The sequence below is a fragment of the Mycobacterium sp. NGS59 genome (assembly GCF_059812345.1).
On record NZ_JCALCN010000002.1, the window covers coordinates 202,652 to 227,970 of the forward strand.

The 25,319-nt window shown below is 66.6% G+C and carries 24 protein-coding genes and 2 pseudogenes; 12 read left to right on the forward strand and 14 right to left on the reverse strand.

Going from position 1 to position 25,319, the window contains the following annotated elements:
• Positions 1 to 3: 3 nt before the first annotated feature.
• Both AC5Y46_RS03465 and AC5Y46_RS03470 read left to right on the forward strand, forming a co-directional pair.
• Positions 4 to 909 (forward strand): phosphoribosylaminoimidazolesuccinocarboxamide synthase, encoded by a 906-nt coding sequence (locus AC5Y46_RS03465; RefSeq protein ID WP_499943573.1) that lies wholly within the window; start codon positions 4 to 6, stop codon positions 907 to 909.
• The gene (locus AC5Y46_RS03470) at positions 906 to 3,005 is read left to right on the forward strand and encodes a S9 family peptidase (protein ID WP_499943572.1); all 2,100 of its coding nucleotides are present in this window, start codon (positions 906 to 908) and stop codon (positions 3,003 to 3,005) included. Before AC5Y46_RS03465 ends, AC5Y46_RS03470 begins: the two co-directional genes overlap by 4 nt.
• Here the strand turns inward: AC5Y46_RS03470 and AC5Y46_RS03475 are convergent.
• On the reverse strand, positions 3,002 to 4,564 hold the full coding sequence (locus tag AC5Y46_RS03475) for a DHA2 family efflux MFS transporter permease subunit (protein WP_499990117.1): 1,563 nt from the start codon (positions 4,562 to 4,564) through the stop codon (positions 3,002 to 3,004). The two genes, AC5Y46_RS03470 and AC5Y46_RS03475, sit on opposite strands and share 4 nt — an antisense overlap.
• 110 nt (positions 4,565 to 4,674) lie before the next feature.
• Between AC5Y46_RS03475 and AC5Y46_RS03480 the strand changes: the two genes are divergently transcribed.
• Together AC5Y46_RS03480 and AC5Y46_RS03485 are read left to right on the forward strand one after the other, a co-directional pair.
• The gene (locus AC5Y46_RS03480; RefSeq protein WP_499943571.1) at positions 4,675 to 5,379 is read left to right on the forward strand and encodes a DUF2334 domain-containing protein; all 705 of its coding nucleotides are present in this window, start codon (positions 4,675 to 4,677) and stop codon (positions 5,377 to 5,379) included.
• 24 nt (positions 5,380 to 5,403) lie between these two features.
• The gene (locus tag AC5Y46_RS03485; protein ID WP_499943682.1) at positions 5,404 to 7,098 is read left to right on the forward strand and encodes an FAD-binding dehydrogenase; all 1,695 of its coding nucleotides are present in this window, start codon (positions 5,404 to 5,406) and stop codon (positions 7,096 to 7,098) included.
• A 34-nt stretch (positions 7,099 to 7,132) separates the two neighbouring features.
• On the opposite strand, the gene AC5Y46_RS03490 is transcribed toward AC5Y46_RS03485, so the two are convergent.
• On the reverse strand, positions 7,133 to 7,771 hold the full coding sequence (locus AC5Y46_RS03490; RefSeq protein ID WP_499943570.1) for an MBL fold metallo-hydrolase: 639 nt from the start codon (positions 7,769 to 7,771) through the stop codon (positions 7,133 to 7,135).
• Between AC5Y46_RS03490 and AC5Y46_RS03495 the strand changes: the two genes are divergently transcribed.
• The 4 genes from AC5Y46_RS03495 (at position 7,748) to purQ (ending at position 10,293) form a co-directional block, all read left to right on the forward strand.
• Positions 7,748 to 8,491, forward strand: coding sequence for an ATPase (locus AC5Y46_RS03495; protein ID WP_499943569.1), 744 nt, complete (start codon positions 7,748 to 7,750; stop codon positions 8,489 to 8,491). The genes AC5Y46_RS03490 and AC5Y46_RS03495 overlap by 24 nt on opposite strands.
• Before the next feature lie 47 nt (positions 8,492 to 8,538).
• A complete protein-coding gene (locus tag AC5Y46_RS03500) occupies positions 8,539 to 9,291 on the forward strand; it encodes an LLM class flavin-dependent oxidoreductase (RefSeq protein WP_499943568.1) in 753 nt (250 codons plus the stop codon).
• A gap of 91 nt (positions 9,292 to 9,382) precedes the next feature.
• Entirely contained in the window at positions 9,383 to 9,622 is a 240-nt protein-coding gene (purS, locus tag AC5Y46_RS03505; protein ID WP_499943566.1) for a phosphoribosylformylglycinamidine synthase subunit PurS, read from the forward strand.
• Positions 9,619 to 10,293: a phosphoribosylformylglycinamidine synthase subunit PurQ gene (gene purQ, locus AC5Y46_RS03510; protein ID WP_499943564.1), complete on the forward strand. Its 675-nt coding sequence runs from the start codon at positions 9,619 to 9,621 to the stop codon at positions 10,291 to 10,293. The genes purS and purQ overlap by 4 nt, the downstream gene beginning before the upstream one ends.
• 3 nt (positions 10,294 to 10,296) lie before the next feature.
• On the opposite strand, the gene AC5Y46_RS03515 is transcribed toward purQ, so the two are convergent.
• Together AC5Y46_RS03515 and AC5Y46_RS03520 are read right to left on the reverse strand one after the other, a co-directional pair.
• Complete coding sequence (locus tag AC5Y46_RS03515; protein WP_499943563.1) at positions 10,297 to 11,688, reverse strand: WS/DGAT/MGAT family O-acyltransferase; 1,392 nt, start codon at positions 11,686 to 11,688, stop codon at positions 10,297 to 10,299.
• 14 nt (positions 11,689 to 11,702) lie between these two features.
• Entirely contained in the window at positions 11,703 to 12,515 is an 813-nt protein-coding gene (locus tag AC5Y46_RS03520; protein WP_499943562.1) for a lysophospholipid acyltransferase family protein, read from the reverse strand.
• Positions 12,516 to 12,670: 155 nt separating this feature from the next.
• On the opposite strand from AC5Y46_RS03520, the gene AC5Y46_RS03525 reads away from it, so the two are divergent.
• Positions 12,671 to 13,753 (forward strand): NAD-dependent epimerase/dehydratase family protein, encoded by a 1,083-nt coding sequence (locus AC5Y46_RS03525; RefSeq protein ID WP_499943561.1) that lies wholly within the window; start codon positions 12,671 to 12,673, stop codon positions 13,751 to 13,753.
• A 3-nt stretch (positions 13,754 to 13,756) separates the two neighbouring features.
• On the opposite strand, the gene AC5Y46_RS03530 is transcribed toward AC5Y46_RS03525, so the two are convergent.
• The 8 genes from AC5Y46_RS03530 to AC5Y46_RS03565 all read right to left on the reverse strand — a co-directional run bounded on the left by AC5Y46_RS03530 (position 13,757) and on the right by AC5Y46_RS03565 (position 21,575).
• Complete coding sequence (locus tag AC5Y46_RS03530; RefSeq protein WP_499943560.1) at positions 13,757 to 14,227, reverse strand: hypothetical protein; 471 nt, start codon at positions 14,225 to 14,227, stop codon at positions 13,757 to 13,759.
• Between the two features lie 97 nt (positions 14,228 to 14,324).
• On the reverse strand, positions 14,325 to 15,347 hold the full coding sequence (locus AC5Y46_RS03535) for a TIGR03619 family F420-dependent LLM class oxidoreductase (protein WP_499943559.1): 1,023 nt from the start codon (positions 15,345 to 15,347) through the stop codon (positions 14,325 to 14,327).
• A complete protein-coding gene (locus tag AC5Y46_RS03540; protein WP_499943557.1) occupies positions 15,334 to 16,788 on the reverse strand; it encodes a dihydrolipoyl dehydrogenase family protein in 1,455 nt (484 codons plus the stop codon). The genes AC5Y46_RS03535 and AC5Y46_RS03540 overlap by 14 nt, the downstream gene beginning before the upstream one ends.
• Positions 16,789 to 16,851: 63 nt before the next feature.
• Positions 16,852 to 17,532: a haloacid dehalogenase type II gene (locus tag AC5Y46_RS03545; protein ID WP_499943556.1), complete on the reverse strand. Its 681-nt coding sequence runs from the start codon at positions 17,530 to 17,532 to the stop codon at positions 16,852 to 16,854.
• Between the two features lie 2 nt (positions 17,533 to 17,534).
• Complete coding sequence (locus AC5Y46_RS03550) at positions 17,535 to 18,131, reverse strand: TMEM175 family protein (protein ID WP_499943555.1); 597 nt, start codon at positions 18,129 to 18,131, stop codon at positions 17,535 to 17,537.
• A gap of 10 nt (positions 18,132 to 18,141) precedes the next feature.
• Complete coding sequence (locus AC5Y46_RS03555) at positions 18,142 to 19,200, reverse strand: zinc-binding dehydrogenase (protein ID WP_499943554.1); 1,059 nt, start codon at positions 19,198 to 19,200, stop codon at positions 18,142 to 18,144.
• Positions 19,201 to 19,279: 79 nt separating this feature from the next.
• Positions 19,280 to 20,635, reverse strand: a complete 1,356-nt coding sequence (locus AC5Y46_RS03560; RefSeq protein WP_499943553.1) for a TetR/AcrR family transcriptional regulator — start codon at positions 20,633 to 20,635, stop codon at positions 19,280 to 19,282.
• Between the two features lie 67 nt (positions 20,636 to 20,702).
• Positions 20,703 to 21,575, reverse strand: coding sequence for an alpha/beta fold hydrolase (locus AC5Y46_RS03565; RefSeq protein WP_499943552.1), 873 nt, complete (start codon positions 21,573 to 21,575; stop codon positions 20,703 to 20,705).
• A gap of 223 nt (positions 21,576 to 21,798) precedes the next feature.
• Here AC5Y46_RS03565 and AC5Y46_RS03570 point away from each other — a divergent pair.
• Positions 21,799 to 22,060 (forward strand): annotated as a pseudogene (locus AC5Y46_RS03570) (M18 family aminopeptidase); the annotation flags it as partial.
• Here the strand turns inward: AC5Y46_RS03570 and AC5Y46_RS03575 are convergent.
• Together AC5Y46_RS03575 and AC5Y46_RS03580 are read right to left on the reverse strand one after the other, a co-directional pair.
• Positions 22,036 to 22,839, reverse strand: coding sequence for a family 1 encapsulin nanocompartment shell protein (locus AC5Y46_RS03575; protein ID WP_499943551.1), 804 nt, complete (start codon positions 22,837 to 22,839; stop codon positions 22,036 to 22,038). The pseudogene AC5Y46_RS03570 and the gene AC5Y46_RS03575 overlap by 25 nt on opposite strands.
• A complete protein-coding gene (locus tag AC5Y46_RS03580) occupies positions 22,836 to 23,909 on the reverse strand; it encodes a Dyp-type peroxidase (protein WP_499943681.1) in 1,074 nt (357 codons plus the stop codon). The genes AC5Y46_RS03575 and AC5Y46_RS03580 overlap by 4 nt, the downstream gene beginning before the upstream one ends.
• Before the next feature lie 7 nt (positions 23,910 to 23,916).
• On the opposite strand from AC5Y46_RS03580, the gene AC5Y46_RS03585 reads away from it, so the two are divergent.
• Both AC5Y46_RS03585 and AC5Y46_RS03590 read left to right on the forward strand, forming a co-directional pair.
• Positions 23,917 to 25,185, forward strand: coding sequence for a M18 family aminopeptidase (locus AC5Y46_RS03585; protein ID WP_499943680.1), 1,269 nt, complete (start codon positions 23,917 to 23,919; stop codon positions 25,183 to 25,185).
• A 23-nt stretch (positions 25,186 to 25,208) separates the two neighbouring features.
• A pseudogene (locus tag AC5Y46_RS03590) lies at positions 25,209 to 25,304 on the forward strand (VOC family protein); the annotation flags it as partial.
• Between the last annotated feature and the right edge of the window lie 15 nt (positions 25,305 to 25,319).

Genomic DNA, 25,319 nt, shown 5'->3' on the forward strand with positions numbered 1-25,319 from the left:
CCGATGCGACCCGCATTGTCCGATTACCAGCATCTGGCCAGCGGCAAGGTGCGTGAGATCTACCGCGTCGACGACGACCATCTGCTGCTGGTCGCCACCGACCGGATCTCGGCGTACGACTACATCCTGGACAGCACCATCCCGGACAAGGGCCGCATCCTGACCGCGATGAGCGTGTTCTTCTTCGGTCTGGTGACGGAACTCGACGGGGTGCCCAACCACCTGGCCGGACCGCCGGACGATCCGCGCATCCCCGACGAGGTGCTGGGCCGCGCGCTGGTGGTGCGCCGGCTGGAGATGCTCCCGGTGGAATGCGTGGCCCGCGGCTACCTGACCGGCTCAGGGTTGTTGGACTACCAGGCCACCGGGAAGGTCTGCGGCATTCCGCTGCCGCCCGGGTTGGTGGAGGCCAGCAAGTTCAGCACGCCGTTGTTCACGCCGGCGACCAAGGCCGCGCTGGGTGACCACGACGAGAACATCGACTTTGACCGGGTGATCGAGCTGGTCGGCGATGTGCGCGCCGAGGAGTTGCGCGACCGCACCCTGCAGATCTACGGGCAGGCCGCCGACCACGCGCTGAGCCGGGGAATCATCATCGCGGACACCAAATTCGAGTTCGGCACCGATCCCCAGGGCAACCTGGTGTTGGCCGACGAGATCTTCACGCCGGATTCGTCGCGCTACTGGCCGGCCGCCGACTACCGCCCGGGTGTGGTGCAAACCGCGTTCGACAAGCAGTTCGTCCGCAACTGGCTCACCAGCGCCGAATCGGGCTGGGACCGGCACGGTACCGAGCCGCCGCCACCCCTGCCCGACGACATCGTCGACGCCACTCGCGGTCGTTACATTGAGGCATACGAACGGATTTCGGGTCTGCGGTTCGGCGACTGGATCGGTCCCGGCGCATGACGCAACGGCTCTCGCCGCCGGTCGCCAAACGTTTGGACACCCGTCGCGAACATCACGGTGACGTCTTCGTCGACCCCTACGAATGGCTGCGCGACAAGGAAAGCCCCGAAGTCCTCGCCTACCTCGAGGCCGAGAACGCCTACGTCGACGCACAGACCGCCGATCTGGATCCGTTGCGGCAGAAGATCTTCGAGGAGATCAAGGCGCGCACCAAGGAAACCGACCTGTCCGTGCCGACCCGTCGCGGCGACTGGTGGTACTACGCGCGGACCTTCGAAGGCAAGCAGTACGGCGTCCACTGCCGTTGTCCGGTCACCGATCCCGACGACTGGACCCCGCCGCAGTTCGACGAACACACCGATATTCCCGGCGAGCAGGTGCTGCTCGACGAGAACGTGGAAGCCGACGGTCATGACTTCTTCGCGCTGGGTGCGGCCAGCGTCAGCCTGGACGCCGAACTGCTGGCCTACTCCGTCGATGTCGTCGGCGACGAACGGTACACGTTGCGGTTCAAGAACTTACGCACCGGTGAGGTCTATCCCGACGAAATCCCGGGCATCGGCGCCGGCGCGACCTGGGCGACCGACAATCGCACCGTCTACTACAGCACGGTCGACGAGGCGTGGCGCCCGGATACGGTGTGGCGCTACCGACTCGGCGCGGGGGAGCCGTCCGAGCGGGTCTATCACGAACCCGACGAACGGTTCTGGCTGGGGGTCGGGCGCACCCGCAGCAACGCCTATGTGCTGATCGGGGCGGGTTCGTCGGTCACCTCCGAGGTGCGCTACGCCGACGCGGCCGATTCCCACGCGGAGTTCACCGTCGTGTTGCCCCGCCGCGAGGGTGTCGAGTACTCGGTCGAGCACGCGGTGGTCGGCGGCGAACAGCGGTTCCTGATCCTGCACAACGACGGTGCGGTCAACTTCACCCTGGTCGACGCCCCGGTGGACGATCCGAGCCGGCAACGCACCCTGATCGCGCACCGCGACGACGTCCGGTTGGACGGCGTGGACGCCTTCGCCAATCAACTGGTGGTCAGTTACCGGCGCGAAGCACTGCCGCGAATTCAGTTGTGGCCGTTGCAAGCCGGCGGCGATTACGGGGAGCCCGAGGAGATCGCCTTCGATTCCGAGCTGATGTCTTCGGGGTTGGGCGCCAATCCGAACTGGGACTCACCGAAGCTGCGGGTCGGGGCCGGGTCCTTCGTGACGCCGGTGCGCATCTACGACATGGACCTGGTCACCGGGGAACGCGCCCTGCTGCGGGAACAGCCGGTGCTCGGCGGATACCGTCGCGAGGACTATGTGGAACGGCGGGACTGGGCGGTCGCCGACGACGGCGCCCGCGTCCCGATCTCCATCGTGCACAAGGCTGGTATCGAATTCCCGGCACCGGCAATGGTTTACGGCTACGGCGCGTATGAGTTGTGTGAGGATCCGCGGTTCTCCATCGCCAGACTGTCGCTGCTGGATCGCGGAATGGTGTTCGTGGTCGCCCATGTGCGCGGCGGCGGCGAGATGGGCCGGCTGTGGTACGAGCACGGCAAGCTGTTGCAGAAGAAGAACACCTTTACCGACTTCATCGCGGTCGCAACGCATCTGGTGGACTCCGGACTGACCCGCCCGCAGCAGCTGGTGGCCCTCGGCGGCAGCGCGGGTGGACTGCTGATGGGAGCGGTGGTCAACATGGCGCCGGACCTGTTCGCCGGGATACTGGCGCAGGTGCCTTTCGTCGACCCGTTGACCACGATCCTGGATCCCTCGCTGCCGCTGACCGTGACCGAGTGGGACGAGTGGGGAAATCCCCTGGACGACGGTGACGTGTACGCGTACATGAAGTCCTACTCGCCGTATGAGAACGTGGCCGAACGGCCCTATCCGGCCATCCTGGCGATGACGTCGCTGAACGACACCCGGGTGTACTACGTGGAGCCGGCCAAGTGGGTCGCGGCGCTGCGGCACAGCAACACTGACGGAAAGCCGGTGCTGTTGAAGACGCAGATGAAGGCCGGCCACGGCGGGATCAGCGGTCGCTACGAGCGATGGAAGGAAACCGCGTTCCAGTACGCCTGGCTGCTGTCGACCGCCGGTGGTTAGCCGGCTGGGCGTTTGGGCAGGAATGACGCGGGGATCAGGGTCGTGATCAACAGGACTGCCGCGATCGTCAATACCACTGTGTAACAACGCGAAAGATCCTGCAGCAGATGGCTGGCGAAATCGGCATCGAGGGTCCGCGGGGGTATGGCGTTGGGATCGACGGGAACCTGGCGCCGTACGGCCTCCTGACGGAGCCGCACGAGTTCGTTTGCCGCGGTGATGTTTTGGCTGCGGTTGAACTGGCTGGTGAGGACCATCGACATCAGCGCCGTCCCGATCGAACCGCCCACCTGAAGGTTGACGCTGATCAACGTCGACCCGCGGGCGATCTCGTGCGGAGCCAGCGCCTGCACCGAAGCCCCCGACAGCGGCATCATGGTGCAACCCGTTCCCATGCCCATGACGACCAGGGCTGCCACCATCAGCGGCAGGTAGGCGGACTGCCGGGCGACAGCGAGGGTGAAGATGCTGAGCCCCACCGCGATCAGTGAGATGCCGAACAGGACGCTCTTGCCGGGACCTTTGCGGTCCATGAAGATCCCGGCCCACGGCATGGTCAGCATCGCACCGATGCCCTGCGGGATCAGGTGCAGGCCGGATTGCATCGGCGTCAGGTGCATGACCTGCTGCAGATAGCTGGGGAGCAGCAGCATGGAGCCGAAGAAGGCGACCGCGAACAGAAAGCCGGTGATGTTTGCGTTGGTGACCACCGGATTCTTGAACAGCCGCAGGTCCACGAGCGGGTGATCGGCGCGGAACCAGGCGTGGAACAGGAACGCGACGATCAGGATCAGGCCGATGGTCACCGGTATCAACACGTGCCGGTCGGCCACGCTGCCGCGTCCGGGAATGGAGGAGACCCCGAACAGGAAGGTGGCCAGACCGGGGGAGAGCAGCAGAGCTCCGACCGCGTCAAACGTCTCCGAGGGCGCCGGATCGTCCCGCGGAAACACGTACGCGGCAAGGACGAACGCGCACAACCCGATCGGCAGATTGATCAGGAAAATCCAGGGCCAGCTGAAGGCGCCGATCAGCCAGCCTCCGACGATCGGACCGCCGATCGGGCCCAGCAACATAGGAATGCCCAGCACCGACATAAGCCGGCCCAACCGCTTCGGGCCCGCCACGCGGGTCAGGATCATGAACCCCAGCGGCATCAGCATTCCGCCGCACATGCCCTGTACCGCACGAAACACATTGAGCAGCAGAATGTTCGGCGCGATTGCGCACAACAGGGAGCCCACCATGAACGCCAGCACCGAACCCATCCACAGGCGTTTGGTGCCGAAGCGGTCGGCGGCCCAGCCGGCTATCGGGATGACGGTGGCCAGCGCCAGCGTGTAGCCGGTCATGGTCCAGCCGACCACGGCCTGCGTCGACTCGAACTCGGCGATGAAGGTGCGTTGCGCGACGCTGACGACGGTGCTGTCCAGGCCCATCATCATCGAGGCGAGAATGCAGACGCCGGCTATCCGCAGGGTCGCTGCGTCCAGCTTGTCGGGGTAGTCGACGGTCTCGACGGGTGTGGCAACTGCCTCGTCCATGGCGTTGCTGAGCATATCTAATCGATCGGGCCTGCCCCGACGCGTCGTCCGTTTCGGGCGCGATAGACGCCTGCCGGCAGCGTGTCCTTCACCGTCTCGACATCTGACCTCGGCAAACTACAAGCGTGTCTGGAAAATTGATCGTCTCGGTCTCGGGGATCGGCGAACACACCCTGGACGACGTGCAGGACTTCTGCGCGGAGATGGATGCCCGCTCCGTCCCTGTCTCGTTTCTGGTGGCACCCCGCCTTGGTGAGCAATACCGCTTGGACCGCGACCCCCACACCGTCGACTGGCTGACCGCGCGCCGCACGAACGGAGACGCCCTGGTCCTGCACGGTTACGACGAATCGGCGACCAAGAGGAGGCGCGGGGAGTTCGCCACCCTGCACGCCCACGAGGCCAACCTGCGGCTCAAGGGCGCCGACCGGGTGCTCGAGCATCTGGGGCTACGCACCCGACTGTTCGCCGCGCCGGGTTGGCTGGTCTCGCCGGGAGTCGTCAAAGCCTTGCCGGCCAACGGTTTCCGGCTCCTCGCTGATGCCTACGGGGTGACCGATCTGGTGCGGCACAGTACCGTGCGGGCGCGGGTGCTCGGGATCGGCGAAGGTTACCTGGCCGAGCCGTGGTGGTGCCGGATGGTCGTGATCTCGGCCGAGCGGACCGCCCGGCGCGGCGGGGTGGTCCGGATCGCGGTCGCGGCGCGGCACCTGCGTAAGCCCGGGCCGCGGCAGGCCATGCTGGACGCCGTCGACCTGGCCCTGATGCAGCAGTGCACGCCGATGGTCTATACCTGGCAGGCCGACAAGGCGGTTCTGGACGCCGCTTAGCGCTCGTTGAGGGCCGCCGTGCGGGTGGCACTAACCTGTACCGACATGAGCGATGCGAGTCCCGTCCCGGACGGGTTCGAAGCCGACGCGATCATCGTGGGAGCCGGACTGGCCGGGCTGGTTGCCGCCTGCGAGCTGGTCGACCGCGGGTTGCGGGTGCTCATCGTGGACCAGGAGAACAGCGCCAACGTCGGCGGGCAGGCGTTCTGGTCGTTCGGCGGCCTGTTCTTCGTCGACAGTCCCGAGCAGCGCCGGCTCGGGATCCGCGACAGTCACGAACTGGCCCTGCAGGACTGGTTGGGCACGGCCGCCTTCGATCGGCCCGAGGACTACTGGCCCGAGCAGTGGGCGCATGCCTACGTCGATTTCGCGGCGGGAGAGAAACGCAGCTGGCTGCGGGCCCGCGGGCTGAAGCTCTTCCCACTGGTCGGCTGGGCCGAGCGGGGCGGTTACGACGCTCAGGGACACGGCAATTCGGTGCCGCGCTTTCACATCACCTGGGGCACCGGGCCCGCGCTGGTCGAGATCTTCGCCCGGCAACTGCGCAACCGGCCCAATGTACGGTTCGTCCACCGCCACCAGGTCGACCGGCTGATCGTGGAGCGGGAGGCGGTGACCGGCGTGCGGGGCACCGTGCTGGAGCCCTCCGACGAGCCGCGCGGCGTGCCGTCGTCGCGGAAGGCTGTGGGCAAGTTCGAGTTTCGGGCCTCGGCGGTGATCGTCACCAGCGGCGGCATCGGCGCCAACCACGACCTGGTGCGCAAGAACTGGCCGCGGCGCATGGGCCGCGCGCCCAAGCAGCTACTCAGCGGGGTGCCGGCCCACGTCGACGGCAGGATGATCGGCATCGCCCAGAAAGCCGGCGCGCGGGTGATCAACCCCGACCGGATGTGGCACTACACCGAGGGCATCACCAACTACGACCCGATCTGGCCGCGGCACGGCATCCGGATCATCCCCGGCCCGTCGTCGTTGTGGCTGGACGGCGCGGGCAACCGGTTGCCGGTCCCGCTGTATCCCGGGTTCGACACGTTGGGGACCCTGGAGTACATCGCTCAGACGGGCTACGACTACACGTGGTTCGTGTTGAACGCCAAGATCATCGAGAAGGAATTCGCGCTGTCCGGGCAGGAACAGAATCCCGACCTGACCGGGCAGAGCGTTCGGCAGTTGGTGCGCTCCCGTGCCCGATCCGGTCCACCCGGGCCGGTGCAGGCGTTCGTCGACCGGGGAGTGGACTTCGTCAGCGCGGACTCGTTGCGCGACTTGGTCGATGCCATGAACGAGTTGCCCGACGTGCAGCCGCTGGACTACGACACCGTCGAGGCTGCCGTCACATCCCGGGACCGCGAGGTGGCCAACAAGTTCACCAAGGACGGACAGATCACCGCGATCCGCGCGGCCCGTACCTATCTGGGCGACCGACTGGGACGGGTGGTGGCGCCGCACCGCCTGGTCGACCCGAAGGCCGGGCCGCTGATCGCGGTCAAACTGCACATCCTGACTCGAAAGACGTTGGGCGGCATCGAAACCGACCTGGATTCACGGGTGTTGAAGTCGGACGGTACCCCGGTCACCGGTCTGTATGCGGCCGGAGAGGTCGCGGGTTTCGGCGGCGGAGGTGTGCACGGTTACCGGGCCCTGGAGGGGACGTTCCTGGGCGGCTGCATCTTTTCGGGTCGGGCCGCCGGGCGCGGCGCCGCCTCCGACATCACCTGAGTTGCTCGGCACTAAAAGGTGACCGCCCTCGGCGCTAGAAGGTGACCGCGTCCTCCTCGGGGAGTACCTGAAAGTCGGTGCTGGTCATCTCGGTCAGCCGGCCGTAGTAGATGCCGCGCGCGTCGGGCGCCACGATGCCCTGGTGGATCGGCACCGCCCGCGCGGGGTTCACCGCGCGCAGGTAGTCGACGGCCTCGGAGATCTTCATCCAGGGCGCCGCCGCGGGAGTGGCCAGCACGTCCACCGGCTCGTCCGGCACGAACAACGCGTCACCGGGATGCATCAGCCGGGCGGGGTGCTCGCCGTCGCCGACCAGATACGAAATGTTGTCTACCACAGGGATTTCCGGGTGGATGACGGCGTGACGCCCGCCGACCGCCCGGATGGTCAGCTGCCCAACCGAAAGCTCGTCGCCGACGTGCACCGCGCGGCACGGCTCGCCCAGCTGCGCAGTGGTCTGCGGGTCGGCGTACAGCGCGGCGTCCGGGTTGCCGTCCAGCAACGCCGGCAGCCGGGACACGTCGACGTGGTCGGGGTGCTGATGCGTGATGACGATGGCGGACAAGCCGGTGATGCCCTCGAATCCGTGCGCGAAGCTGCCGGGATCGAAAAGCAGCTTGGTTGGACCGAACTCGGCGAGTAGGCAGGAATGCCCGAAATGGGTCAGTTGCATGTTTACGATTGTGCCTTGATGGGGGCGGTGCAGCTGAGGATGTTTCTGGCGACGATGATGGTCGCCGGCACCCTGGTCCTCGCCGTGGCGACGGTGATCGTAGCGACGCCCGCGCACGCCGATCCGCAAACGTGTCCGCCGATCTGCGATCAAATCCCGGCGACGGCCTGGATTCAGCACCCGTCGGTGCCGCTCGACGCCGTGTACCGGTGGCCGGCCTTGGCGGGCGTGGCCGTGCCCATGACCGGCGGTGCCCCGACACCCCAATTCAGGTTCGAGCAGGTCTGCAACACCCCAGCCTTCCCGCGGGACAGCCGCGACTCCGCGGTCTCGTCCCGCGCGCTGGTGACTCATTCCGACGGCCAGTGGCAACTGCAGGCGCTGATCCTGCACTGGCGCGGCGACACAGCTCGGGGCGGCGCCGTCGCGGCGTCGGTGTACGGCACCGCGGTCGCCGCGCTGCGCGGCTGTCAGCTCGGCGCCCCCGCCCAGTCGCCGTCGGTCACCGACGACGAGCCGACGCGTATGGCGGCGGTGATCAGCGGACCGGTCGTCATGCACACCTATCTGGTGGCGCACGCGGCCAGCAGCACGATCAGCGAGCTCACATTGTGGACGACGGGGTCCCCGGAGGTGCCGTGGCCGGTGCTCTCCGACGCCGCGGTCCTGGACGCCATCACCGCCCCGTTGTGCGAGGCCTACCTCGGCTCCTGCCCGTGAACACTGAAATGTTCTCTGCTGCTGCGGCTTTCCGGTAGGTTCGGCGAATGGTCACCGTCGACGTGCTGTACAGCGCGGCCATCCATCCGTGGCCGGAGCTGCGGGACAAGGTACTGCGCGCCGAAGCTGAGGGGTTCGGCACGGCGTGGGTGTTCGACCACCTGTCCGGTGCGATGCTCTCGGGAACCCGGATGCTGGAGTGCTTCACACTGGCCGGTGCGCTGGCCGCGGCCACCTCGTCGATCCGGATCGGCACCCTGGTGGTGAACGCGGCCAACCGGCCGGCCGGAGTCACGGTCGCGGCGGCCGCTTCGGCGCAGGAGATCAGCGGCGGGCGCTTCGTGTTCGGCCTCGGGGCCGGCGCCGCGCCGAGCAGTCCGTGGTCGCGGGAGCACCAACTCCTCGGCATCCCGTTGGCCGACTCGATGCCGCTGCGTCATCAGCGTCTGATCGAGGTGCTGGACCTGTGCGACGCCCAGTGGAACCCCGCCAGGGAAGCGACCTGGGCCGGTTTTCCGTTGCCGACGCCCAGGCCGCCGGTATTGCTCGGGGTCAACAGCATTGCGCTGGCCGAAATCGCCGGTGCCCGGTGCGACGCGTTGAACGTAAACCTCGAGCATCCCCGCATCGCCAAGTTCTTCCAGGCGGCCCGGACCGCGCGCGCCAGATCGTCCCGATCCGCAGACCCGCTGACGCTCAACGCCTGGACCGCGCTGTCCGAAGCCGCCCTGGACCCCGCCGGCGAAGCGCACCGACGGATCACCGACCTCGGCGGCGACGGACTGATTCTGGTCGCCTGACCACACCCCGCCGATCGCCGGTAGAGTTGGCTCCGGCCTGCCGCCTGGACTGTTGTCTGCCGGGTGGACCCACTTTCGACAGGAGGAGCGCGTGGCCCGGGTGGTCGTGCACGTGATGCCCAAAGCGGAGATTCTGGACCCGCAGGGTCAGGCGATCGTCGGCGCGCTGGGGCGCCTCGGACATCCGGGGATCTCAGATGTGCGGCAGGGCAAGCGGTTTGAGTTGGAGGTCGACGACTCCGTCGACGACTCCGTGCTTGCCGAGATCGCGGAATCGCTACTGGCGAACACCGTGATCGAGGACTGGACGATCAGCCGGGACCCGCGGTGACGGCCCGTATCGGCGTCATCACCTTTCCAGGCACCCTCGACGACGTAGATGCCGCCCGCGCGGCGCGACTGGCCGGAGCCGAGGCCGTCAACCTCTGGCACGCCGACGCCGACCTCAAAGCGGTCGACGCCGTGGTGGTGCCCGGCGGTTTCTCCTACGGCGACTACCTGCGCGCGGGGGCGATCGCCCGGTTCGCGCCGGTGATGGGCGAAGTGGTCGCCGCGGCCGGTCGCGGCATGCCGGTACTGGGAATCTGCAACGGTTTCCAGGTGCTGTGTGAGGCCGGGCTGCTGCCCGGCGCCCTGACCCGCAACGCCGGCCTGCACTTCATCTGCCGCGACGTGTGGCTGCGCGTGTCCTCGACGTCGACGGCGTGGACGTCTCGTTTCGAGTCCGACGCGGACGTGCTGATCCCGCTGAAGTCCGGTGAGGGCCGCTACGTGGCGCCGAAAGAAACCATCGACGAGCTGGAAGGCGAGGGCCGGGTGGTGTTCCGCTACCGGGACAACCTCAACGGCTCTCTCAACGACATCGCCGGTATCAGCTCGGCCAACGGCCGCGTCGTCGGACTGATGCCGCACCCCGAACACGCCACCGAAGCGCTGACCGGCCCTTCCGACGACGGCCTGGGCCTGTTCTACTCGGCGCTCGACGCGGTGCTGACCGCCTGAGACTCAGGCCGACAGGCTCACGTAAGACCCTGCGGCCGTGCGCAATTCGTCGAAGGAGGCGCTGATCGCGTCGGTCGCGTCGTGCGGGTCGGCGAATGTCCGGTCGTCGGTGAGTACCGCGACGCCGAGCTGGTCGGCGTAACTCCAGACGGTGATGTTGACGGGTGCGCCCGGTGACAGCACGCCTGTGGAGTAGATCTCGGTGACCGGCGCGCCGCCGAAGTGGCCACGCCGACGCGGTCCGATGACGCTGGACACCGCGACGTTCATGATCTTGTTGGGCGCGTCGCGCCGGCCCAGCCACCGGAACATCGCCGGGGCGACGGCGGCCGGCAGGTAGTTCATCAGTCGCCCGTACAGCCTGGGGCCGAGGAGTTCGTGATCTTCCTTGGCCACCCGGGTGGCCAACGCCACCAACCGCACCCGTTCCATCGGGTCGGCGACGTGAACCGGCAGTGACACCGACAGACCGCTGATCTCGTTGCCGCTGACGCGGTCTGACTTGTCGGTGGCCGTCGGGACCGACGCGATGATCGGACGATCGGCGATCCCGTCGTAGTCGAGCAGCAGCGTCCGTAGGCCTCCGGCGGCGGTGGCCAGGATCAGGTCGTTGATGGTGACACCCAAGTCGGCTGCGGTCGCCTTGACATCGGCCAACGGCAGTGCGGCGCTGGCGAATCGGCGCTGCGGCGACACGACGTGGTTGAGGAAGGTGGGCGGAGCGTCGAACCCGGCGGCCAGATCGGGATGGCTGCCGCGCTCGCGGGCGCGGCGGCGCACCCGGGCCATCCCCAACGCGGCGTCCTTGACCAGACCCGGCAGTTCGGCGATCTGCCGCACATGGTCACGCATCGCCTGGCGCACCAGCGGTGCGAACGTCGTTGTGCCGCTGCCTTCTTCGCCCGCGACGAGGGTCATCTCGGTCAGATCCATGGCGCGCGCCAGCAGGTTCGCCGAAGCGACGCCGTCGGCCAGCGAGTGGTGCACCTTGCCGATCACGGCGTACCGGCCGTCGGCCAGTCCTTCGGCGAAGTGGAACTCCCACAGGGGTCGGCTACGGTCCAGCGGCGTGGACGCGATCTCGCCGATCACCCGATCCAGTTCGCGGCGTCCACCCGGTGCCGGGATCTGCACCCGCCGTAGGTGGTAGTCCAGATCGACGGCGCAGTTCTCTTGCCACATCGGGTGATTGAGCCGCCACGGCACCTCGACCAGCCGGTAGCGCAGGGGCTCCAGCTGGTGCAGTTTGCGCTGCAGATGCCGCCGGAAGACGTCGAATCCGAACGTCCCGTCGAAGCCCGACGCGTCGATGACGGTCACCTTCAAGGTGTGCGTGTGCAGATTGGGCGTCTCGCTGTAGAGCAGCATCGCGTCCATGCCGTTGAGCCTTCGCACGTCACGGCCTCCGATCAGCCCAGGATGGGCAGCCGGCGCTGGCCGGCCAAGCGATCCAACGCTTCCTGCATCACCGCACGGACATGGGCGTCGACCTCGGCGACATCGGGATCCTCACCGAACTCGGCGAGGATGTCGATGGGCTCGAGCACCTCGGTGACCACCTTGGCGGGCAGCGGCACGTTCGGCGGGAAGAACACGCTCAGGCCGAACGGAAAACCGAAGCTGACCGGCAGGATGTCTGACCTGAACCTGTTCAGGCCCAGGCGGCGGGCCAGCCAGTTGCCGCGGGTCAGGAACAGTTGGGTCTCCTGAGCGCCGATCGACACCGTCGGAACGATCGGCACCCCGGCCTCGATGGCCGTCCGGACGTAGCCGGTGCGTCCGTTGAAGTCGATGGTGTTCGCGCTGAACGTGGGCCGGTACGAGTCGTAGTCGCCGCCGGGAAAAACCAACACCAGCGCGCCGGAGTGCAGCGCTTCGGCGGCGTTCTCCCGGCTTGCCTCGATCACCCCGAGTCGGCGCAGCCAGCCGTCGATGGGTCCCATGAACAGGCCGTAGTGGCCCAGGGTGTAGACCGGCCGGTCGTAGCCGAAAGCGTCGTAGTAGGCCGGGGAGAAGATGAACACGTCCGGGGTGAACATGCCACCGGAGTGGTTGGACACCACCAACGCACCGCCGGCCGGCGGGATGTTGTCGAGGTTCCGCACCTCCGCGCGATGCCAGACTTTCATCGCGGGCGCGACGGCATCGATGACCTGCTTGGTGAACGCGGGATCCCACTTGGCGATCTCGCGGTGGTCAGGGGTGTTGCTGGCGGCGCCCATGAATGTTCTCCGATTGCGTTTGATATCCGGCCTGTGATGGGAATTACCCCTTTAGACCTCTCTACGTCCGTAGAGAACATGCTACTCTCAAATTAAGAGAATGTCATTATCACCGGATGTGGCATACCGCACATATGGCGAGGTCAGGGGAGAGAATGCCCGAGAAAGTTCTGGTCACCGGAGGATTCGGACTCGTCGGTTCGCAGACCGTACGACGGCTGGCCGCGGACGGCCATCAAGTGGTCGCCACCGACATCGGCACCTCCGCCCAGCGCAAAGCCGCCAGGGCACTGCCGGCGGGCGTCAAGGCGCGCTGGGCCAACCTGACCGACCCGGACGCCGTGGCGACTTTGGTCCCAGAGGTCGAACCGACGGTGATCATCCATCTGGCCGCGGTCATCCCGCCGGTCATCTACGGCAAGCCTGACCTGGCGCGCCTGGTCAACGTCGACGCCACCGTCTCGCTGCTGCGCGCCGCCGAGTCGTGCCGGCGTCCACCCCGCTTCATCCAGGCGTCCAGCAACGCCGTGCACGGCGCCCGCAACCCGCACCGTCACCACGAACTGCTCACCGCTGAGAGCCCGGTGGATCCCTCGGATCTCTACGGCGCGCACAAAGCCGAGGCCGAGCAGCACGTCCGCCACTCCGGCCTGGACTGGGTGATCCTGCGACTCGGCGGCGTCATGAGCGTCGACCCCGGTGCGATGCCGTTCACCCTCGACGCGCTGTTCTTCGAAAGTGCGCTGCCGGCCGACGGGCGGATGCACAGCGTCGATGTCCGCGATGTCGCGGCCGCATTCGCCGCCGCGACCACTGCCGCACGGGATGCCGTGGTGGGCGAGATCCTGCTGGTTGCCGGCGACGACTCGCACAAGTTGCGGCAGGGCGAGGTCGGCGCCGCGCTCGCCGCCACCCGCGGTCTGAACGATGTGCTGCCGGTCGGCCGGCCCGGCAATCCCGACAGCGACGAGGACTGGTTCGTCACCGACTGGATGGACACCACCCAGGCTCAGCAGGCATTGGCATTTCAGCAGCACAGCTGGCCGGACATGCTGGCCGAGATGCGTGCGGCGACCGGTTGGCGTCGCCATCCGATGCGACTGGTGGCACCGCTGGCGCGGATGCTGCTGCGGCGACGTGCGGCGTACCGGGACGCGCCGGGCTGCTACGCCGACCCGTGGGGTGCGATAGGCCGCAAACTGGGCGAGCCGCGCGTGGACAAGGTGCTGATCGGCTGACCGTCAGCCGGCGTCGAGAAGCAACGGCGCGGTCGGCAGTTCGACGGCCGGGTCCAGCCTGCGGAAGAGGTCGATCGCGGCGCTGAGGGCGCGGTCGGCGAAGGCCGCGAAGTCGTCGAAGCTGACCTGCTCGCCGAACCAGCGGGATTGCTCGGCGGTGACGCCGATGCGCTGCGGATCCGACGATGCGTGCACGATCGCCGTGATGTCGCGGTTGTGCTCGTTCCAGCTGTCGGCGAACTGAGACAGGTGGGCGCGCTCGATGGCCGGGAAGAAGCACGCCGGTGTGACCCGGATCGTGCACACGTCGGCGTGCAGGGCCGGGATCTCGAGGTGGACGTGCAGGCGCCGGCTGTCGGAGAGGACGAAGAAGAACTCGCCGTCGTGCCGGCCCCGGAAGAAGCGCCGACCGCGGCTATACAGATAGCGTTCGATCAGGCTGGTGCTGAAGGGCTCGGCCGAAAGCGCAGTCATGGTAGCCATGCTGAGGCCGGCGGCTATGCGAATCCTTCTGCGACGGAAAGCGATTGCCAAGAATCAGTTGAGAATTCGCTGAGCGACAGCGCCCAGCTCAGGCCGCCTTGATCGAGGGAATGATCTCACGCCCAACGACATCGAGATAATCGGACCGGACGACGTGCGGGATCGTGAAGAGGAACTGATCGATTCCGCAGCGTTGGTACTGCCCAATGCGCTCGACGCACCGTTCGGGGGACCCGACGATGAGTCCCGATTCGGGAATCGAAGCGAATTCCGCGCGGATCCGCGCTTCCTGCTCGACGGATTCGGTGGGTGCCAGCAACGCCGTCACCGACACCCGAAGCGTGCCGGGGTCACGCCCGGCCGACTCGCACGCCCGGTTCAGGAAGTCCCGGCGCCGGCTCACCTGCTCGGGTGACCACCACCGCACGTTGAGCCCCTGCGCCGAACGGGCGGCGATGGTTTGGACGCGGTCGCCTTCACCACCCACCCACAGCGGGGGATGGGGTTGCTGGACCGGCGGCGGATCACACACGGCACCGTCGAGTGTGTAGAACTGACCGGCGTAGCTGGGATTCGCCTCTGTCCACACCGCCCTGAGCACCTGCAGCGACTCCTCGAGTGCCGAGACCCGGTCGCGGACCGGCGGAAACGGGATGCCGTAGGCATTGAACTCGCGCTCGAACCAGCCCGCGCCCAGGCCCAGATCCAGGCGCCCGTCGGAGATGACGTCCAACGTGGCGGCCATCTTCGCCAGCACCGAAGGGTGGCGGTAGGAGTTGCACAGCACGCTGGTGCCCAGCCGCAGTCGAGTGGTGTCGCGAGCCAGCGCGCTCAGCGCCGTCCAGCACTCCAGCAAAGGCAGCGACGTGGGCTGCGCGCCGGAGTCGACACCGGCGGGTCCGTCGGCAATGCCGGCGTCCTTGACGTAGTCGTCGGGACTGATGGTCAGGAAGTGGTCGCACAACCACACCGAATCAAAGCCGTAGCGTTCCGCTTTCTGGGAGACGGCAACTATATCGGGGTACGCGCTCACCGCCAGGCCGTTGATCGTCAGAGCCAGGATGAGACCCACGCGAGTGTCGAAGAAACCGGCTCGGCTAGACGACGACATAGAACGAATCCCGGTAAGCCTCAAGGAGTCTCAGCCACAGCTCGCTGATGGTCGGGAAGCAGGGGACCGCATGCCACAACCGGTCGATGGACACTTCGCCGGCGACGGCGATGGTGGCCGCGTGCAGCAGTTCGGTGACACCCGGACCCACCAGGGTCACGCCCAGCACATGCCGGCTGTCCACGTCGACCACCATGCGGGCCCGACCGACATATCCGTCGGCGAAAAGCTTGGCGCCCGTGACGACATCGCCGATCTCGACATCGATGACCTTCGTGCGGCGGCCGGCCTGGGCGGCCTGCTCGGCGGTCAGTCCCACCGCCGCGGCTTCAGGATCGGTGAAGAACGCCTGCGGCACGGCGTGATGGTCCGCGGTGGTCGCGTGCGCGCCCCACGGTTCGGTGTCCAGCGGTCGTCCCGTGGCGCGCGCACCGATGGCGGCACCGGCGATGCGGGCCTGGTACTTGCCCTGATGGGTCAGCAGCGCGCGGTGGTTGACGTCGCCGGCCGCGTACAGCCACCCGTCTTCGATTCCCTTGACCCGGCAGGTGTCGTCGACATCCAGCCAACTGCCCGGCGTCAGCCCGACCGTCTCCAAGCCGATGTGATCGGTGAGCGGTTTTCGGCCGGTGGCAAAAAGTATCTCGTCGACTTCCAGGTCGGTGCCGTCGCTCAACGCCAGCGACACCGGGCAATAGGGATAGGCCCGGCGCAGCTCCTGCACCGATACGCCCATGCGTACATCCACGCCCGCGTCGGCGAGTCCGCGGCCGACGAGCTCACCGACAAACGGCTCCATCTGGGGCAACAGCTGTGATCCTCGGACCAGCAATGTGACCTGAGCGCCCAATCCCTGCCAGGCCGTTGCCATTTCGACGCCGACGCCCCCGGCGCCGACCACGGCGAGCCGGTTCGGGACCTCGCTGCTGTCGGTTGCTTCGCGGTTGGTCCACGGCCGGGCGTCGTACAGACCCGGCAGGTCGGGCAACGCCGGCCGGCTCCCGGTACAGACGACTACCGCATGCCGGACCGACAACGCCACCTCCTTGCCGCCGGGTGTGGTGACCACAACTCGTCGCGGACCATCCAGCCGTCCGTGTCCGCGGATCAGTGTGGCGCCGATGCCTTCCACCCACTCGACCTGTCCGGTGTCGTCCCAGTCGCTCACGTAGCGGTCGCGGCGGGCGAAGACACCTCCCGGATGGATGGGGCCGATGATCGCCTGGCGCGCACCGTCGAGGCGGCGGGCGTCGGAGACGGCGAGGACCGGACGCAGCAGCGCCTTGCTCGGCACACAGGCCCAGTAGGAGCACTCGCCACCCACGAGTTCGCGTTCGACCACTGCGACGCTCAAGCCCGCGGCCCGTGTCCGGTCGGCGACGTTCTGCCCGACGGGACCGGCGCCGAGCACTACGACGTCGAACTCCTGCTCCTCCGGCATGGCTGCACGGTCCTTTCGGCTCGGTTCTGTCAATGAAGCTACCCGGGCGGTGAGCGAGCTCGGCTACCTCGCGGCCGTGAGGCGCTCAGCCAGCTCGTGCAGGTCCGTCACCACGAGGTCCGGTTGTGGGAGCCCCGGAACGAGCAACGGCTGGTTGCCTGGGCGAACGACCAGCGCCGTGCTGAAGCCTACGTTTTGTGCTCCGAGAAGATCCCAGCCGTGAGCCGCCACCATCATGCACTCATCGGGCGCCACGTCGAGTTTCCGGCAGACATGCCGGTAGACGTCCGCCGCGGGCTTGAAGGCGCGGCACGGGTCGACGCTGAGCTGCCGCTCGAACAGACCGGCCAGCCCGGCGTTCTCCAGTGGCGTCGGCAGGCCAGGAACGTGCGGGGAATTGGTCAGGGTGACCAGTCGAAAGCCGTTGTTGCGCAGCAGGGCTAACGCGTCGGCGGCGTCGGCATGCGCCGGCAACATTCGCATCGCCGCGCTGACCCGGTTGACGTCATGCTGGGTCAGATCCACTTGGTGAATTTGGCCGAGCATGCGCAGCACGCCCTCACCGAGGGCGCCGAAATCGACATACCGCTCAGCCAGAGTCACTGTCATCGAATACATCACCAGTTGACCGAACCACTCGCGCAGCACTCGGCGATCGCCGAAGAGTTCACCGAAAACTGCTGCCGTCGAGTCGATATCAATCAATGTCTCGTTTACGTCGAAGACCAGAATCGAAGGCGACACAGCTACCGCGCAGCCCGCTTCGAAGGTGCGCCGATGTCGGGACGCAAGTACCCGACCAGGCACAGGCAGATCAGGATCATCGCTGCCATTGACCACTTGGGTGCGATGACTGCCGCCGCCGCGAATCCGCCGATCGTGACGAAAGATCTCATGTGCAACATTGTGCGCATCCGTCGCGACACATCCTCGGCGGCACAACGCTCGATGGCTTCCCGGCACAGCGCGAGATAGGTGACATCAACCAGTACGAACACCGCCGCATATACCGCCACGGGTGCCCCGGCCAGGCGGGATTCGGCAATCCATTCGGTGGTGAACGGGATCAACGACACCGAGAACAGGTGCGCGAAGTTCGACCAGACCAGCCTTGTTGTGGCTGCCTGGGCGTAATGGAACAGATGATGATGATTGACCCACACCACCGCCATGAACAAATAGCTGACTACGTAGCTCAAACCCGTTGGCCATAGCGGCAGCAGCGAACCGAACGAATCAGCTTTCGGCGGTTCCAATTTCAGCACCAGGATGGTGATGATCACCGCGAAGACACCATGGGAGAATTGCCGAACTCGTTCGGCGTCGGCGTTCGGGGTTACCATGCTCCGGGCTTCAGTTGCGCTCCGCATCGATGGTGACGACCATCTTTCCGCCGGCATCGCCGGACTCCATCACCCGATGTGCTTCGCGGATCTGATCGAAGCCGAATATCCGTGCCGGGCGGGCATCCAGCAAGCCGTCGGCGACCTGTTCGGCGATGTCCTGTAGCGGCACGTCGGACAGTGGGAAGCCGGGGGTGCCGAAGACGAAGCTGCCGAAGAAGTTCAGGTTCACTCCACTTGCCATCCGCAGCAGCGGGTTGAAGTCGCTGATCGGCGCGAGTCCGCCCAGCCATCCCGCCAGGCAGGCCGAACCGCCACGGCGCAACATGTCGAGGGAGTCGAGGATGGTGCTGTTTCCCACCAGATCCAAGACGGCATCCAGGTTCTTGGCTTCGGCGAGGTGAGCGGCCAGGTTGGTTCGTTCCAGTTCCACGCGCTCTACACCCAGTGCCTCCAGCATCGGGATGCGTTTCGGACTGCGCACGGTGGCGACGACGTGGGCGCCGGCTGCGACCGCCATTTTCACCGCAGCCTGGCCGAAAGACGATGTGGCGCCGCGGATCAGCAGCCTCTGGCCGGGTTGCAAGGTCAAGTTGCGGAACAGACACGTCCAGGCGGTGGCGTACGTTTCCGGCAACGCAGCCAGTTGCGACCACGGTAGATCGGATTCGATGAGCGCGACATTCCCCGTGCGCACCCGGGTGAACTGTGCATAGCTGCCGTTGACAGTCCGTCCGAGGCCGCCCATCAAGGCCGCGACCTTCGCACCCACCGGGAATTCGCCACCCGGGCAGGAATCGACGATGCCGACACATTCGATACCACTGACCTCGGCAGCTTCGGCCCACTCGCCTCGCCGCATGTGCAACTCGGCGTGGTTGATGCCGAAGGCCTTGACCTCGATCACCACCTCGCCGTTCCGGGGGAGCGGTTTCGGTATGTCGGTGTACACCAGGCTGTCCAGCCCGCCGAACCGCTCCAAGACGATGGCACGCATGTTTTCGACGGCGGCCGATTCACGCACCACGGCTGGTGCGCTCGGCAACACGCTGACTTCTTTGACAGGCATAGCTTTTCAGACTTTCCATCAGTAATGGGCCAGATGTCCCATTATTATGGGCTGGGCAACCCATAATGTCCAGACCGGGTCAGGATTTCGAGGCGCGTCTGGGGTTTCCCGATCGGGCACGAGGGGCCTTGCGTTGGCTGGAAAACGAACGCACATAGTCGACGGCGGCATACACGGCGGCGGTTATCGGAGCCGGATCACCGGCCACGAAGGTCAGCATGGCACCGCCTTGGTGTGCCGCGACGAGAGATGTTGCCAGATGTCGTGCATCCGCTTCGGGCCGCAAGTCGCCGCGACTCTGCATTTGGAGCAGGCCGTCGCGAAACAGCGCGATCCAGGCGTCGTAGCCGGCGGACAGATCGGCATGGATGTCATCGTCGGCGTCGATGAGTTCACCGGCCAGCGAACCGTAGACGCACCCTCCGAGCCGATACACGGAGTCGACATCGGCGACACACGCGTCGGCCCAGGCTTGTAGGGCGTCCACGTTGTCCAGGCGGCCGAACGCCGGGCGGGTGTGGAAGGCCTGCACGCCAGTGTGACGCGCGGCGATGACGTGCCGGGTCAGTTCACGCTTGTCGCGAAAGTAGTGCGTGATCTGCGATCCACTCACCCCGGCACTGGATCGCACGTCGTCGATGCTGGTATTCGCCACCCCGCGCTCGAAGATCAGCCGGGCGGCGGCGTCGACAATGCGGGCCCGGGTCGCCAAACCCTTGCTGGTCAACCGAACATCGGGCGCGTCACTTCGGGTCGGGATGGACGCACGTCCGCGCGCACGCCGCGGCGCTCGCGCCACCCGTTCAGCGGGATCGACCGCAAAGGTGCGCAGATAGTTGATCGCGAAGCGGATCGCGTCGGCGTGCGGCCACTCGGCACGATAGGTGAAGGCCAGGGTGCCGCCACCCTGGTGGGCGGAGACAATGACCGAGGCCAACGCATGCACGTCGGCGTCGGCGACGAGAACTCGGTCGTCTTTCATCTGCTGCAGTGCGCGCTCGAGCAGCACGATCCATTGCCGGTAACCCGCTGCAAGTGCTTCCCGGGTGGCGCTGTCGGACTTGGCCAGCTGGGCGGCCAGGGCGTGGTAGGTCGGTGTGCCGGTGTACTCGATGCGTCTGAGGTAGCGCATATTGAGATCGATCCACCGCTCGAAGTCGGCGAAGGTGGTCAACCCGCCGAGCTTGGGCTGCCGATGGAAATCAAGCACCACGCCGATCTGGCGACCGATCACCGCACGAATCAAGGCGCCCTTATCGGTGAAGTAATGCGCCAGTTGAGAACCGCTCACCGAGGCGGCGCGGCGCACGTTGTCCATGTTGAATGCCGCGAGGCCGTCGGTCACGATCAACTCGGCGGTAGCGAGCACGATCCGATCGCGGGTGGCACGCCCCTTCGCCGTCAACCGCGGATGGGAGTCGGCATCCGGATCCATCGCGTCAGGCTAACGTGACCGCCACTGCGATTATGGGATATTCAGCCCACTGATATCGGGCGGCTGGTCAGCTTGGTACCAGATTCCGGTCCAGGAAACCGAGCATCAGTGCGGCGACGTCATCCAGCGCCGACTCCAGCAGAAAATGCCCGCCTTCGAGTAGATGAATTTCGGCGTCGGGCAGATCGGTGGCGAACGCTTCGGCACCGGCCGGACCGAAAATCTCATCGCCGCGGCCCCACACCGCCAACAGCGGAACCCCGGTGGCGCGGAAGTATTCGTGCAGCCGGGGATACATCGGCGCGTTGGTTGCGTAGTCGCGGAACAGCTTCAGTTGTATCGAGTCGTTCCCGGGGCGCGCGAGCAGTGCATAGTCGTGATGCCAGCAGTCGGGATCCACCAGCGTCGGATCGGCGACGCCCGTGAGGTATTGCCACCGGGTGGCCGCCAAGCTGAGGAACCCTCGGATAGCGGCCTCGTTGCCGGCGGACGGGTCGTCCTGATATGCCCACACCTGCTGCCAGAATTGCGGCACGAAGCCGGCGTCGTACCCATTGCCGTTCTGGGTGACGACCGCAGTGATCGCGTCCGGGTTGCGCAGTGCCAACCGCCAACCGATCGGAGCACCGTAGTCCTGGACGTAGAGGGCATACCGATCGATTCCCAACTGTTGCAGCAATCCGGCAGTCAAATCGGTGAGCGAATCGAAGCTGTAATGAAATTCCTCGACCGGCGGCGCGTCGGACAACCCGAAACCCAGATGGTCGGGTGCGAGCACGTGATAGCGACCTGCGAGAGCAGGGATGAGATTGCGAAACATGTATGAGCTGGTCGGAAAGCCGTGCAGGAGAACGATTGTGGGCCTCTCGGGACTGCCCGACTCGCGGTAGAACAGTTGGCGGCCATCCACGGCGAGGTAATGGTGATGAACCTTCGGCATGTAAGTCCTCCTTCACCCCGTAATGGGTTGTCCATCCCATTATGCACGAACGGCGCCATCGATGCATCGGCCCGGATCGATGAAGATCGAGCCGCGGGATATTCTGGGTCAGGCATCCCACTCAGCAGATATTTGGCTCCAGGGGCAGACTTGGGCAGGACCGTCGCCCACTACCGAGCCATTGTGGTACCTACGGCGCGGCGCTGACCCGACACCCAACAGCATCCTGCGGGTGCCCCAGCTTGCCATCCACCTGGCCGACGATCGCAAGGCGTTGACGCTGGACCCGCAGCGGCACGTCAACGATGACGCACGACCTGACCCCCTCGGCGGTGATCGGCGCGGACGCCAGCCTGCTCAGCGCGCCGCGGCTGGACAACCAGGCCAGTTGCTACGCGGGACTGGAAGCGTTGCTGAATGCTTCGCCCGGCGAGTTCCTGCCTGTGCTGGTGCTCTCGGGCTACGCCGGCGGCGCGAGCGCCACCGAAGCCTCGGCGGTGTAGCACAGGAAGGTCAGGGTCTCCTGCAGATACAGCTGCACGGTGTCGGCGTCGTGGCTGAGGTAACCGATCGACACATCGGTACCCAACTGCAGGTCGAAATCGCCGCCACGCGTGGTCAACACGAAAGCGCCGTCGATGGCCGGTGCCCAGATGATGTCCCCGTCCACTAACCGGTGCAGGTGCTCACGGATGGGATAGCCGTGCTCGGTGGTCTCACTGACCTTGGTGTAGGCGTCGGCGGAAAGCAGGACCGAATACGGTCCGTCGACCCCGGCCAATCGCAACGACGACAGCGCCTGGGTGATCACGTCGGGAAAGTCACGCGCGTCCTCCGGCAGCGTGAGCGGCGGGTTGGAGCTGGCGCCGCGGATGCCTTCGATCGATGCCGGCCCATAGCCCTCGAAGATTCCTCGATCCTCAACGAACGCAAGCTTTTTGGCGGCTGCCTTGACCGGTTCCCAGTCGGCGTCATTGGAGCCGCGCTCGACGTCGTCGATTTCATTGCGCGACAGTACGAATGGCACTCGTAGCCGTACCAGGGGCCGGCTGTCCCGGAGGTGGGCGATCACGCCGTCGGCGGGGGACTCCAGGTCGAGGAGTCGCCCGGTGCTGACCGCCGCCGTCACCGGACCACCGGGCTCGCTGACGTCGACCACCCTGCGACCCGCGATGTGTCGTTTGAATGTCCGGGTGGCCTCCAATTCGATTTCGGCCCAGGCGACTTCGGTGACTGGCGCCAGATCGCGATAGAGGTTGTTCATCGGGAGGTTCCTTTCAGGCTGCCGATTTGCAGTGAACCGTCGTGGGGTGGCGGGCCGGGTACCGCAACGGCCGGTCTATGTTGCGGCAGTGGCGGCGGATCGTCGAGAAAGTCGACGGTGGGGGAGAAGAACAGGCCGCCGGTGACGGCGGTGGAGAACTCCAGGATGCGGTCGGTGTTACCCGGGGGATCGCCCAGAAACATGTTGCGCAGCATCGTTTCGGTGACCGTGGGGGTGCGTGAGTAGCCGATGAAATAGGTGCCGTACTCGCCTTTGCCGACCGCGCCGAACGGCATGTTGTGGCGCACGATCTTCAGCTCGTCGCCGTCCTCGTCGGTGATGACGTTGAGCGCGACATGCGAATCGGCCGGCTTCGTGTTGTCGTCGAGCTCGATGTCTTCGAGCTTGGTTCGCCCGATCACCCGCTCCTGTTCGGTGACCGTCAACGAGTTCCACGACGTCATGTCGTGCACGTACTTCTGCACGTGCACATAGCAGGAGCCGGCGAAGTCGGGGTCTTCGTCGCCGATTGCCGTGGCGCTCACCGCGATCGGGCCGTCGGGGTTCTCGGTGCCGTCGACGAAGCCGAGCAGATCGCGGTTGTCGAAGAACCGGAAACCGTGCACTTCGTCGACGACGGTGACCGCACCGGCCATCGCCTCGAGGATGCGACCCGCGAGTTCGAAGCACATGTCCAGGCTCTCGGCCCGAATGTGGAACAGCAGGTCTCCCGGTGTGGCGGGTGCGGTGTGCCGCGGTCCCGCCAAGGCGACGAACGGATGCAGCTCGGCCGGGCGCGGACCGGAGAACAGCCGGTCCCAGGCGTCGGAACCGATCGAGGCGATCGCTGACAAACGCTTGGCGGGCTCGCGGAATCCGATCGCGCGCACCAGGCCGGAGACGTCGCCCAACGCGTCGTGCACCGTTGCTTCGCCGCCCTCGTCGATGGTCGCCACGAGAAAGATGGCGGCGGGCGTCAGCGGTGCTAGAACGGGTTGGGGCTGAACCGGAGGCACGCTGCAGACCCTAACTCCAACGGTGCTGTCCGGGACAGCGATGATGGTGACCATGTCCGCCATGTCGGCGAGCGCCGCGGGTCTCGCTCAGTTCATCGACGCCTCGCCGTCGCCCTTCCACGTCTGTGCCACGGTGGCCGCGCGGTTGCTCGACGCCGGATACCGCGAACTCGACGAGACCGACCGCTGGCCGGCGCAGCCCGGCCGCTACTTCACCGTCCGCGCGGGGTCGCTGGTCGCCTGGCACGGCTTGGACGGTGTGACTCCGTTCCGGATCGTCGGCGCGCACACCGACAGCCCCAACCTGCGGGTCAAACAACATCCCGACCGGTCGGTGGCCGGGTGGAAGGTGGTGGCGCTGCAGCCATATGGCGGCGCGTGGCTGAACTCCTGGCTGGACCGCGACCTGGGTGTCAGCGGCAGGTTGTCGTTGCGCGACGGCACGACGGTGACTCACCAACTGGTCCGGATCGACGAACCCATCCTGCGGGTGCCCCAGCTTGCCATCCACCTGGCCGACGATCGCAAGGCGTTGACGCTGGATCCGCAGCGGCACGTCAACGGCGTATGGGGGGTCGGCACCGCGGTCGAGTCCTTCCTCGCCTACGTCGCCGAGCGTGCCGAGGTTTCCGCCGCCGACGTGCTGGGCGCCGATTTGATGACGCACGACCTGACCCCCTCGGCGGTGATCGGCGCGGACGCCAGCCTGCTCAGCGCGCCGCGGCTGGACAATCAGGCCAGTTGCTACGCGGGACTGGAAGCGCTGCTGAATGCTTCGCCCGGCGAGTTCCTGCCCGTGCTGGTGCTTTTCGATCACGAGGAGGTTGGGTCGACCTCGGATCACGGTGCACAGTCCAATCTCCTGACGACCGTGCTGGAACGAATCGTGCTCGCGGGCGGCGGATCCCGGGAGGACTACCTGCGGCTGCTGCCCGCTTCGCTGCTGGCGTCGGCCGACATGGCCCACGCGACCCACCCGAACTATCCCGAGCGGCACGAGCCGGGCCATCTCATCGAGGTCAACGGGGGGCCCGTAGTCAAAGTGCACCCGAATCTGCGCTACGCCACCGACGGACGCACCGCAGCGGCTTTCGCGATGGCGTGCCGCCAGGCCGGAGTTGCGTTGCAGCGGTACGAACATCGCGCGGATCTGCCCTGCGGGTCGACCATCGGGCCGATGGCCTCCGCACGCACCGGCATCCCGACCGTCGACGTCGGTGCCCCGCAACTTGCCATGCATTCCGCGCGCGAGTTGATGGGCGCGCACGATGTGCCCGCCTATGCGGCTGCGCTCAGCGCGTTCCTTTCGCCCGACTCGGCCCCGGCCTAGGGCCGTGGGCTACGACGCCCACACTGGAAATCGTCACCTTCGACTCCACCGATCCCGCGGCGTTGGCCGGTTGGTGGGCCGAGCAGTTCGACGGTACGAGAGTCAGCCGGCTTGCCGGGGTGAACCTAGACTGA